The organism is Streptomyces sp. NBC_00996 (genome assembly GCF_045162675.1).
Classification (GTDB): Bacteria; Actinomycetota; Actinomycetes; order Streptomycetales; family Streptomycetaceae; genus Streptomyces.
Genome location: NZ_CP108723.1, coordinates 6,153,603 through 6,165,163 on the forward strand (window position 1 = coordinate 6,153,603; position 11,561 = coordinate 6,165,163).

At 72.2% G+C, this 11,561-nt stretch carries 11 protein-coding genes; 9 read left to right on the forward strand and 2 right to left on the reverse strand.

Annotated features, from left to right (window positions below; all coding sequences use genetic code 11):
• Position 1 precedes the first annotated feature (1 nt).
• From OG390_RS28935 to OG390_RS28955, 5 genes are all read left to right on the forward strand, one after another.
• Complete coding sequence (locus OG390_RS28935; protein ID WP_406172396.1) at positions 2–1,438, forward strand: TIGR02678 family protein; 1,437 nt, start codon at positions 2–4, stop codon at positions 1,436–1,438.
• The gene (locus tag OG390_RS28940) at positions 1,435–5,547 is read left to right on the forward strand and encodes a TIGR02680 family protein (protein WP_406172398.1); all 4,113 of its coding nucleotides are present in this window, start codon (positions 1,435–1,437) and stop codon (positions 5,545–5,547) included. Before OG390_RS28935 ends, OG390_RS28940 begins: the two co-directional genes overlap by 4 nt.
• Entirely contained in the window at positions 5,537–6,823 is a 1,287-nt protein-coding gene (locus OG390_RS28945; RefSeq protein ID WP_406172400.1) for a TIGR02679 family protein, read from the forward strand. The genes OG390_RS28940 and OG390_RS28945 overlap by 11 nt, the downstream gene beginning before the upstream one ends.
• An 84-nt stretch (positions 6,824–6,907) precedes the next feature.
• Positions 6,908–7,045, forward strand: a complete 138-nt coding sequence (locus OG390_RS28950; RefSeq protein WP_406178377.1) for a hypothetical protein — start codon at positions 6,908–6,910, stop codon at positions 7,043–7,045.
• 96 nt (positions 7,046–7,141) lie between these two features.
• Positions 7,142–7,273 (forward strand): hypothetical protein, encoded by a 132-nt coding sequence (locus OG390_RS28955; RefSeq protein ID WP_406178379.1) that lies wholly within the window; start codon positions 7,142–7,144, stop codon positions 7,271–7,273.
• A 162-nt stretch (positions 7,274–7,435) separates the two neighbouring features.
• On the opposite strand, the gene infA is transcribed toward OG390_RS28955, so the two are convergent.
• A complete protein-coding gene (infA, locus tag OG390_RS28960; RefSeq protein ID WP_406172402.1) occupies positions 7,436–7,660 on the reverse strand; it encodes a translation initiation factor IF-1 in 225 nt (74 codons plus the stop codon).
• A 70-nt stretch (positions 7,661–7,730) separates the two neighbouring features.
• Positions 7,731–8,504 carry a GNAT family N-acetyltransferase gene (locus OG390_RS28965; protein WP_406172404.1) on the reverse strand — a complete coding sequence of 258 codons (774 nt, stop codon included), beginning with the start codon at positions 8,502–8,504 and terminating at the stop codon, positions 7,731–7,733.
• 556 nt (positions 8,505–9,060) lie between these two features.
• On the opposite strand from OG390_RS28965, the gene OG390_RS28970 reads away from it, so the two are divergent.
• The 4 genes from OG390_RS28970 to OG390_RS28985 all read left to right on the forward strand — a co-directional run bounded on the left by OG390_RS28970 (position 9,061) and on the right by OG390_RS28985 (position 11,549).
• A complete protein-coding gene (locus tag OG390_RS28970) occupies positions 9,061–9,648 on the forward strand; it encodes a hypothetical protein (protein WP_406172406.1) in 588 nt (195 codons plus the stop codon).
• A gap of 82 nt (positions 9,649–9,730) precedes the next feature.
• Positions 9,731–10,027, forward strand: a complete 297-nt coding sequence (locus OG390_RS28975) for a hypothetical protein (protein WP_406172408.1) — start codon at positions 9,731–9,733, stop codon at positions 10,025–10,027.
• Between the two features lie 34 nt (positions 10,028–10,061).
• Positions 10,062–10,502, forward strand: coding sequence for a DUF3052 domain-containing protein (locus OG390_RS28980; protein ID WP_406172410.1), 441 nt, complete (start codon positions 10,062–10,064; stop codon positions 10,500–10,502).
• Positions 10,503–10,643: 141 nt separating this feature from the next.
• Complete coding sequence (locus OG390_RS28985; protein WP_406172412.1) at positions 10,644–11,549, forward strand: glycosyltransferase family 2 protein; 906 nt, start codon at positions 10,644–10,646, stop codon at positions 11,547–11,549.
• Positions 11,550–11,561 lie beyond the last annotated feature (12 nt).

Sequence of the window (11,561 nt, forward strand, 5' to 3'; positions counted from 1 at the left end):
CATGAGCCGTGTCGCCGAGGGGGTCTCCCCGCTCGAACTCGCCGACTACCAGAAGGCGGTACGGCTCGTCCTGCGGCATCCGCTGATCACGCCCGGGTACCCGGACAAGGCGGCGCTGGCGACCGTGCGCCGCTGGGCCGGGCAACTGCGCACCGATCTGATGGAGGTGCTCGGTTACCGGCTGGTCACCACCGCCGACACCGCCCGGCTGCAGCGCGCCCAGGACGGCCTGGACACCACCCGCCCGGCCCTCACCCGCGCGGGCCGGCCCTTCGACCGCCGCCGCTACGCCTACCTCGTCCTCACCTTCGCGGCCCTGGGCCGCCACGGCGCGCAGGTGGCGTTGGGCGAGCTGGCCGACGCGGTCGCCGCCGACGCCGTCCGCATCGACGGACTCGGCCTCGACACCGCGCGCAAGCCCGACCGGGACGCCTTCGTCGACGCCGTCACCTGGCTCACCGAACGCGGCGCGCTCACCCTCGCCGATGGCTCCGCCACCGCCTGGGCGGGCGATCCCGAGCGCGCCGAGGCCCTGTACGACATCGACCGGGAGATCCTCCTCGCCGTCCACCACCCGACCCGCGTCCTGCAGCATCTGACCTCGGTCACCGCGCTCCTGGACTCGGCCGGCGCGTTGGGCATGTCCGCAGGGCGTGCCGCTCAGCGCCGGGACCAGGCCCGCCGCGCCCGCCGTCTGGTGTTGGAGAACCCGGTCGCGTACTACGCCGACGCCGACACCGAGCTCCTGGGCCAGCTGCGTGCCCCGGCTCTCGCCGAGGACCTGGAGCGCCTGACCGGGCTGACGGTGGAGCGGCGGGCCGAGGGCGTGTCGCTCATCGACACCTCCGGGCGGTTGTCCGACATCCGCTTCCCCGGTGGCGGTACCGCCGCGCAGGCCGCGCTGCTGCTGGCCGCCCGGATCAGTGCCGCCGTGCAGCGTTCCGGACGGCACGCCCTCGAACTGCTGCCCGCGCCCACCGCCGCCGAACGCCTCGCGGCGCGCGCCCGGCGTATCGACGCGGCCCTGCCGTCGCGTGGTCCGATCGCCGAACTCGCCGAGCCGGACGAGGCGTCGGCGTACGAGGCATCCGGCGACGAGGGCCAGGAACCGGCGGAGATCCGTTACCCCTTCGTCACGGACTCCTGGCTCCGGGGCAGACTCAGGGAGATCACCGCCGAGTACGGCGCGGGCTTCGCCGCCGACCTGCGCGGCGACCCGGACCGGCTGCTCGGCCAGGCGCTCGACCTGCTGGCCGCCATGTCGCTGATCGTCCGGGTCGACGGCGGGGCTCTCGCTCTTCCGCTGCTCGCCCGCTACCGCGGCGTCACAGCCCGAGTGAAGACTCGTACGAGCGCACGATCGCCTGTTCGGACCGCTCAACCACCCTCCCGGACCGCCCTGTTCGCCGACGACACCGCCAAGGACCCGACTCCGTGAGCATCCCCGCTCCCGCCCAGGCCCCCACCCCCTGTGCCCGGTTCGTCCCCACCCGCGCCGGGATCATCAACCTGTGGGACTACCGGGACGAGGAGTTCTCCTTCGCGGGCGGCTGGCTGGTGCTGCGCGGCCCCAACGGATCCGGCAAGACCAAGGCCCTCGAAGTGCTCTTCCCCTTCGTCCTCGACGGCCGTATCGACCCCAAGCGGCTCAACCCGTTCGCCGCCGAGGACCGCACGATGAAGTCCAACCTGCTCTTCCGCGGGCAGGACAGCGCGCTCGGCTACGTCTGGATCGAGTTCACCCACCGGGAGACCGGTCAGGCCGTAACCTGCGGCATCGGGCTGCACGCCCAGCGGCACCGCGACACACCCGCCCGCTGGCACTTCGTCGCCGACGGCCGCGTCGGCGAGGACTTCTCCCTCCTCACCGACGACGACCGGCCGATGACGAGGAAGCAACTCGCCGCCGAACTCGGACGCGAGCTGATCACCTCCACGGCCGACTACCGTGCCGCCGTCGACCGGCGCCTGTTCGGCCTCGGCCCGGAGCGGTTCGAGCAACTGCTCACCCTGATTCTCACGTTGCGCCGCCCGCAGCTCGCCAAGAACCTCGACCCGGCCAAGCTCTCGGACACCCTCACAGCCGGTCTGCGCCCCCTCGACGAGGACCTGATCGCCGAGGCGGCCCGCTCCTTCGACGACATGGAGTCCGTGCAGCGCACCCTGGAGGGGCTGGCCGCCGCCGACGACGCCACCCGCGCCTTCCTCGCGAGCTACTCCACTTATCTGCGGGTCCATGCCCGCGCCGCCGCGGACCGGCTCACCGGCCGCCGCGCCGAGACCGCCGAGCGCGCCGCGGCGCTGCGCACCGCCACCACGGACCTGACGGCGGCCCGGGAACAGCAGGCCGCCGCCGAGACGCGCGCCGAGTCGGCAGACGCCTCGCTCGCCGCCCAGCGCGCCCGCCTCGACCAGCTGCGCTCCTCCGCCGCCTACCAGGCCGTCGAGCAACTGGCCGACCTGGAACGCCTGGTGCGCACCTGCGAGCAGACCGCCCGGCAGGCGACCGCCGACCGTGAACGCCGTACCGCCGCCACCGGCCGCGCCCGCGCCGAGGCCGAACACGCCGTGCGACTCGCCGCCGAACTCGACGCCGCCGTCTCCCGGGACGCCGCCGCCGTCGCCGACCACGCGCACACAGCCGGCCTCCCCTGGACTCCGGCCGACGCCGAGCCCACCCGCCTCGCCGAACGCTCCGCCGCACTCGCCGCCGCCCGCCACGAGGGCGTACGGGCCGTGCGCGCGGCCCAGCAGGCGGCACGCGGCGCCGAGCAGACCCGTGACCTCGCCCGGGTCTCGCTCGACCGGGCGCAGGAGGCCGTCACCGCGGCCGAAACTGCGGAAACAGCCGCCGAGTCGGCCCTGGAAGCCGCCCGCGAACAGGCCCGGACGGCGCTCGGCCGGTGGACGCAGACGCACGGCGAGTTTCTGGCCGAGGAGGGGACCAGCAGGCTCGCCGAAGCCCTCGAACGCACCGGCGAGGCGGATGCGGTCACGCTCGCCGACGCATTCACCGAGGCCACCGCTCCCGCCGTGCAGGAGCTGCGCGACACCCTCGCCTCCCTGCGTGCCCGGCGCACAGACGTCGAGCGCCGCCGCGCCGAGACGGAAGCCGAACGCGACCGGATCGCCGCCGAACACGACGACGCCCCGCCCCCGGCCCGGGGACGTAGTGTGGAAAGGGCGCTGGGTGACGGCGTCCCGCTGTGGCGGCTCGTCGACTTCGACGACGAGCTGAGAGAACGTCAGCGAGCCGGTCTGGAAGCGGCCCTGGAGGCGTCCGGCCTCCTCGACGCACTCGTCACCGCCGAGGACACCCCCGTGGCGGCCGGACACAGCGAGGGCTACCTCCGTGCCGGCGCCCCGGTGAACGGCCCGAGTCTCGCCGACCTCCTGCGCCCCGAGATCCCGGAGAACCCCCAGGGCGAGGCGGCCATCCCGACCGCCGCCCGGATCACCGCCGTACTGCGCTCCGTCGCCGTCACCGGCGACCTCGACACCGGCGTCCCGCTGATCGGCCCCGACGGCCGGTACGCGGCCGGTGTCCTGGTCGGTGTCCACACCAAGGAGCACGCCGAGTACGTCGGCGCGACCGCCCGCGCCCGTCGGCGCGCCGCCCGGATCGCCGCCTGCGAGACGCTGCTGGCCGAACTCTCCGACAGGCTCGACGAGTTGGCCCATGCGCAGGCCCGTACGGACGCCGCCCTCGACGCGTACGCCGCGGCCCGCGCCGCCCTGCCCCGCACCGCCGGCATCACGCAGGCGCTGCGCGAGCTCGACCGGGCCGCGGCGAGGCTGCGCGCCACCCGCGACGCCGCCGACGCATCCCAGGCCGCGTACGACGAGTCGGTGGCCGCCTGCTCGGTCGCCGAACGCGCCCTGCGCCGCACCGCGGCCGAGCATGCCATCGAGTCCGAACGCCTCGACGCCGTCGAGACCGCCACCCGCGCCTTCGAGACGGCGGTCCGCGAGCTCGCCGCCCGCCGCCGCGAACACGCCCGCCAGAGCGAGGCGGCCGAGGCCGCCGCCGACCGGCTCGGCGCCGCCGCCGAGGACGAGGAGGCGGCAGCGGACACCGAACGCGCGGCGCGCCGCCGGCACACTGAGGAGGCCGCAGGGCTGGAGGCCCTCCAGGAGGCCGTCGGGGCCGAGGCGCAGGAGGTGATGCGTCAGGTGCAGCAGACCGAGGACGGAATCGACGCCCTGGTCCGGGAGGCCGAGGCGGCTCGCACGGCCCAGCACACCGCGATCGCGGGCACCGCGGCGGCCGAGGCCCGCCGTACGGCCGCCGCCGAGGCCGGGGCGGTCGCGGCGGCGGAGGAGAAGGACACCGCCCGCGGTCTACGCCCGTTCGCCGCCCGTGAACTCCTTGACATTCTGCGCTGCCCGCCAGGCCTCGTCTGGCCCGCCCAGGAGGCCGACTGGGCCGGCGGGACACTACCGTCGGCCGTGGTCGCCGTACACGAGGCGATCCTCTCCGCGACCCGCGACCTCACCCCCACCGAGACCAGCCTCAAGCAGTCCGTCACCCGTCTCACCAAGGCCCTGGATGACCTGCAGGCGCAGCTCGCCGCCGCCGGACAGGACTACCGGCCCGAATGGGACGGCTCCGACGGTGTCATCGTCGTCCGCGTGGCCGACGAGGAGGGGCCGCTGCCCGTGGCGGCCTTCGCTCAGAAGATCTCCTCCCACCGGCGTGACCAGGCCGAACTGCTCTCCGAGTCCGAGCAGCGCATCCTGGAGGACGCCTTGCTCACCCGGCTCGCCCAGCAGATCCACGACCGCACTGTCGACGCCCGCGACCTGATCAGGCGGATGAACACCGACATGCGCAAGCGGACGATGTCGTCGGGGACGACGGTCGGAGTGAGCTGGCTGCTCGCCGACCATCTCGACGACGAACAGCGTGCCGTCTGCGGCCTCCTCGACGCCGACGCCGCCCGCCTCGGCCCCGAGGGTCTCACCCGGGTGCGCACCCACTTCGCGGCGCAGATCAAGACCGCCCGTGCCCGCCACCGTGACCAGCCCTACCGGGAGTTGCTCGCTGAGGTCCTCGACTACCGGCGCTGGCGGCAGTTCGCGTTCCAGCTCGTACGCCCCGACAGGAGCGAGGAGCGGCTCACCCGCGCCCGGCACAGCCGGCTGTCGGGCGGTGAGCAGTCCGTGTCACTGCACCTGCCGCTGTTCGCCGCCGCGCACGCCATGCTCAACTCCGCCGCCCCGCACGCCCCGCGCCTGCTTGCCCTCGACGAGGCCTTCGCGGGCGTGGACGACACCGGGCGCGGCGAACTCATGTCGCTGGCCGCCCAGTTCGACCTCGACCTGTTCATGACCGGCTACGACCTGTGGGCCGCCCACGCCTCCGTGTCCGCCGCCGCCCACTACGACCTCGCGCACACCGCCGTCGACCACACCGTCTCCGCCCTGCTGCTCGTCTGGGACGGCGACCGGCTCCTCGCCGACGACACCGGCGACCTCACCGCCGCTCTCGGCTCGCCGGGCACCCGGCGCGCCTCGGCGCCCGAGGAGGCCGCGGTTGTCGGCTGAGCGGCGTGAAAGCCATGAGGACGACGAGTTGCGGGGCGAGGGATGGACCCGGCTGCTCACCGCCGCCCGCCGCAGACTGGAGCGCACCGGAGGCGCGCTCGACGGCGACATCGGGCTCACGAGGCCCAGCGACGCCGAGCGCCGCACCGTCATCGGCATCACCGGCCGCTACCGGCCCGAGACCGTGGGGCGTCTCGCCGTACCCCTGCGTGACCTGGACGGGTATCTGCACGACCGTTACGGCACCGGTCTCCGCCAGATCCTCGGCCGGCTGCACGGTCCGCTGCGTGACCGGCCGGCCGAACGGGCCGACGAGCAGGCCCGCCGGGAGCAGGCCCTGAAGTCGGCCCACTCCAGCCGACTCGCCGGGCAGGGATGGTTCGCCGCCTGGCTGGACCGGATCGCCGCCGACGGCACCCTCACCCGTCTCGTACGCCGGGGGGACACGCCGCTCCTCGATGCGGCGGTACATGTCCTGGAAAGGCTGACCGGTGACGGGGACCGCTTCGCGGGCTCCCCGCACCGGGTCCCCGGTGTCCTGCCGCTTCCGGTGCTCGCCGAGTGGGCCACCGGCGACACCAAGGCCCTTGTGCCCGGCGCCCCGCTGGAACAGCTCGTCCTGCGCGCTCTCGCCCAGCGCGTCGGCGACGGGTGCGTCGTCCCGCGCGAGCGGGCAGGGCGGCGCGCCCTGTGGGAGAGCGCCGGCGCCATCGCGGACGACCTCGCCAGCCAGGTCCTCGTCCTCAACATCGGCGCCGAGGGGGACACAGTGGTCTGCGACTGGCTGCGCGACGCCGCGGGCTTCGGCATTCCCTTCCGGCTCACCCTCCACCAACTCGCCACCGGCCCCGTTGTCCCCGCGGCCCGCACCATCTTCGTCTGCGAGAACCCGGCCGTATTGCGCGCCGCCGCCGGCGAACTCCAGAACACCGGCGCCGCCCTCGTGTGCACCGAGGGCGTCCCGTCCGCCGCCTGCCACAAACTGCTCGGCGACGCCGTAGGCGCGGGAGCCCGGCTGCACTGGCGCGCCGACTTCGACTGGGCCGGCCTGCGCATCACCGCGGACGCCGTGGCCCGCCACGGTGCCCGTCCCTGGCGGATGAACGCCGCCGACTACACGGCGGCACTCGGCGAGGGCGAGTCCACACCGCTCGCCGGACCGCCCGCGGCCAGCCCCTGGGACCCCCAACTGGCCCTCGCGATGGAGGCGTCAGGCAGCGCGGTCATGGAGGAACGCCTCCTGCCCGCGCTCCTGTCCGACCTCACCCGCGCCTGATCTGGCGACAGCGCCCGAGGAGAACGATCCCGAACGCCGACTCTCTGTGCCGCTCCTGGGGGATCCCATTCCGGTCACCGGGACATGGAACTCTTCATCGGCGGTTTCGGTGATCGCGTCATCACCGATCGGCTGCCGGGCTTCGGCAGCGGCAAGCGGCCCAAGCCAGGATTCCTGGACGACCTCGGCCGGCCCGTCACCAGGGTCGGCCGGGCTGGATGAGCACCAGGTCCGCCGCTACCCCGCCTGGGCCCGCTGGGTCACCCTTGCGATGCCGGTCCACGCCTTCCTCGCCGTCGTCCGCGCCTTGCCCGGCTGGTGCTTTCCGAGGCGCTGTCCCAGCTGGTGCTGGGGCTGCCCGGCCTGGCCCTGGATGTGCCGCTCGCCGAGGTCCCGCTGCGGCTGCGCACGTCGGTGTTCGGTCTGCTGCGGCTGCCGATCCGGTTCTGACGGATCACTGACGGTCGGGCGGTCATTTCTATCTGACCGAGACCTGCGCCGAGGTGGCCGCCGAGATCACCGGTGTTCTGCGGAATTCCGAGGAGATGTCGCGGGTGTGACGCCCGGGGTATCGGCGACCGGGCGGACGCAGGTCGCCGATACCCGCGTGGGTCAGGTGCGGTAGCGGAAGAGGATCCGGCCGCGGGTGAGGTCGTAGGGGCTGACCTCTACGAGCACCCGGTCGAACGGAAGAATCTTGATGTAGTTCTTCCTGATCTTGCCGCTGATGTGCGCGAGGACCTTGTGTCCGTTCTCCAGTTCAACCGTGAACGTTGCGTTGCGCATGCTCTCGATGACTGTGCCCATGAGCTCGATGCCGTTTGCTGCTTTTGTCATGCTTCTCGCACTTCTGTGAGGGATGACCACGTGGTCAGGGAATTCGCCGACTACCCGTGTGCCACGGGTTTCAGTGGAGTTCGAGTTCCAGGTTGGTGCTGATGTGCTGGGCGCCGATGGTGGTGAAGAGGGTGGTGGCGGCTGTGTTGGATTCGTTGATTTCGGCGCTGGCGGTGGTGATGCCGTTGCGGTGGAGGGTGCTCAGGGTGTGGGTGAGGAGGGTGCGGGCGATGCCGTGGCGTTGGTGTTCGGGGTGTACGGCGATGAGGCCGATGCGGGGCATGCGGGGATTGCCGGTGACGCGGATGAGCCCGGCGTAGGTGCCGTTGCGGACGGCGACGGCGTGTTTGGCGGGGGTGGCGTACTGGGAGGGGTCTGTGGTGGTGGTGCCTTCGGGGACGGGCAGGACCTCGGCGGGCATTTCCTGCCAGCCGTGGGTGGTTTGGATGTGGGTGCGCAGGGTGCGGTCGAGTTCGCGCAGGGGCTCTTCCTCGGCGGTGCCGAGGGGCAGGACGGTGATGTCGCTGGGGCCCGGGGTGTGGGGGTTGAGTCCGGTGGTTGCCGGGTCGGTGGGCAGGTGGCATTGCCATTCGCGGCGGCGGGTGGTGAAGCCGGCGCGCTGCCAGTGGGTGGTGAGGTCGGTGTCGGCCTCGTCGACCATGGTGTGCAGGGGGCGCGGCAGTTCGGCCAGCATGGCGGTGGCGAGGTCGTCGAAGACCTCGGGGTTCCAGGCGTCGATGCTGATGAAGAGTCGTCCGTCGAGCCTGCGCCAGGTTTCACCGCGGCCGATCACCCGGTCGTCCTGGAGCGCTTGCCACTGTCCCAGCGCGGCCCTCTCGAGCACCGCTGCGTGATCACTCGTACCGGGCGTGTTCAAAGGGAAAATAGGTCTCATCCTTCGGGAGTGCCTGTGTCGAGGCGCTCCCGGTGACCTATGTCAACCGCCCAGCCGTGACGAAGAGGGGAGCACCCACATGGGTACGTTCATCATGGGACTCACCCCCTCTCGCGGTTTCACGGCCTTCCGGAAGATTATCAACTGGCACGGCTGCATGCCAACAGCGTTTGTCTGCACGGAAGTTACTCAGGTTGAACTCGTGGAGTCCGCGGGCTGCTGACTGCTTGATCCCTGCGGCGCGAGTGCGGGGAGTCGATCGATCGTCGGAGGCCGACGCGTCCGCCCGCACTGTCAGGCTGAGGGATGCAGTCGTCAGAACCGCGCCTCTAGCGTGACACAGCCCCGACGACTACGAGCAGGGCCGCCAGGGGAAGGACCATCGCTGTGTTGCTGCCCGCGTCCGCCTTCAGGTGGTAGCCCGTGTCGCAGGCCGGGCTCTTTCCGGCGGAGATGAGTGTGCGTACTCAGGCGCCCCGGCCGACCCCTCTGCCAACCTGGCGTCATGCCTTCTCGCGAGAGCCGTACGAGCCGTACGAGCCGTACGAGCGCCGGCCGCGCCGTCCTCCTGGTCGTGACCGCCGCGACCGCCGCCGCATGTCTTGCCGCGTGCGGAACTCAGCGGCCGGCCGCGGCACCGGCCGTGGCCCCCACCTCGTCCGCCGGCTCCTCCTCGTCGCCCGCGAGCCCGCACGCGGAGCCGGACAAGGGCGACAGCGCGCCGCACAACGCCGAGAACAACATCGGCCGGCTGCCGGCGGACATGACTCCCGCCGACGAGGCGGCCGCGAAGGAGCAGGCCGAGAAGGTCAAGCCCGTACTGGAGAAACTGCGGAAGCAAGGGCGCATCAGCCCCAAGGACGTACGTCCCGCACTCGCCGGCCTGGGCTTCCGAGCCTCGGACCTGCGCGTCCAGGACCCGTGGTCGCGCTGGAACGTGGACCACTCGGAGAAGGTGCCGGGCACCTTCTACGGGATCTGGGTCGGCAAGACCGCCTGCATCTCCGGCGCGGTGAGCGAGGACAGCGTGTGGGTCGAGGTCAACGGCCCCTATCCGGAGACCGCCTGCATCGTGCCGCCGGTCGCCCACTGATTCCTGTCACACCTCCCCTCTCCCGTGCGTCAGGGAGATGACGGCGCCGCACCACGCGGCCCGGTGAGAGGGAGATGACGACATGACTGTTCTGATGGTGCGTTCCGCGGTGAAGCCCGAGTTCGTCGGAGAGCTCGAAGAGGCTCTGAAGAAGATGTTCACCGCCATCGACAGCGCCCGGCCCGAGGGCGTGCGCTACACCTCGTACCGCCTTCCCGACGGAGTCACCTATGTCGCGCTGCTGGAGCTCGCGGACGGCATCGAGAATCCGTTGCCGGCGATCGCGGAGTTCCGGGAGTTCCAGGCGGGCCTGAAGGACTGGCTGGCCGGTCCGCCGTCCGCCGAGCAGTTCGAGGTCAGGGGTGCGTACGCGGCCTGACGCATTCCCCGGCGGGCGGTGTCATCCTTCGGAGATGGGTGTCTCCGGCGCGGCGAGGGGCGGGTACTCCGGTACACCGCTCGCCAAGAAGATCGGTATCAAGGCAGGGCAGCGGGTGCGGCTGACGCACGGGCCGAAGGGCTGGGACATCCCCGGGCTGCCCGAGGACTGCGCGGTCTCTGTCGGTGGCCCGAAGGGAGCGGACGTCACGGTCGCCTTCTTCCGGGCCCGCGCGGAGCCGGCGGCACAGGCGGCCGGGCTGGTCCGGGACCTGTCCGACGAGGCGATGCTCTGGATCGCCTGGCCCCGGCGCGCGGCGGGCCACGACAGCGACATCACCGAGAACGATCTGCGGGAGATCTTCCTGCCGCTCGGGGTCGTGGATGTGAAGGTGGCGGCGCTGGGAGACGACTGGTCGGGCCTGAAGTTCGTACGGCGCAGGGAGAACCGGCATCCGGGGAACCGGCATACGTGAAATCGGTGTACGGAGAACGGGCGCACTCCAGGGGGAAGGCCCGGACGTACGTTCGGACATACATCGGGGCGTACCCGAGGGGGACTTCCGGTGAACGGCTAGCATCGCGGCACAGTTGTCGGCCGGGATGAGGTGGATGTCGTGTCACAGGCGGAGGAGGGGCCGCGGGTTGCCGTCGCCGTGGTGACCATGGGGAACCGGCCGGCCGAGGTCGACGCGCTGCTCACCTCCGTGGCCAAGCAGGATGTCGCGCCCGCACGGATCGTGATCGTGGGCAACGGCGCTCCGCTGCCCGAGTTCGCCGAACGCCTCGGGCTCCCCGGGGAAGTGACCATCATCGAGGTCGAGGAGAACCTCGGATGCCCCGGCGGGCGCAATGTCGCGCTCCAGCGTCTGAGTGAGCTGGGGGACGTCGACGTCGTCGTGGAACTCGACGACGACGGGCTGCTCGTCGACGGGGACGTCCTGCGGAAGGTACGGGACCTGTACGCCGCCGATCCGCGGCTCGGCATCGTCGGCTTCCGCATCGCCGACGAGAACGGGGAGACACAGCGCCGGCACGTGCCCCGGGTCGGGGCCAAGGATCCGATGCGGGGAGGGCCGGTCACCGGCTTCCTCGGAGGCGGCCACGCCCTCTCCCTGCCCATGCTCGCCGAGATCGGCGACTGGCCCGCCGAGTTCTTCTTCGCGCACGAGGAGACCGACATGGCCTGGCGGGCCATCGACGCCGGGTGGACCGTGCGGTACGAGCCCGAGCTGCTGCTCCAGCACCCGAAGACCTCGCCCGCGCGGCACGCCATCTACTACCGGGTGACCGCCCGCAACAGGGTCTGGCTCACCCGTCGGCGGCTTCCCCTCCCGCTGATCCCCGTGCACCTGGGCATCTGGATCCTGGCCACACTCGTACGGACCCGGTCCGTCGGCGGGCTGAAGGCCTGGTTCGGCGGGTTCGCGGAAGGGCTGCGGGAGTCCGGCGGGGAGCGGCGGCCGATGCGCTGGCGCACGGTGTGGCGGCTCACCCGGCTCGGACGCCCGCCGGTCATCTGACGGCGGTCCGTC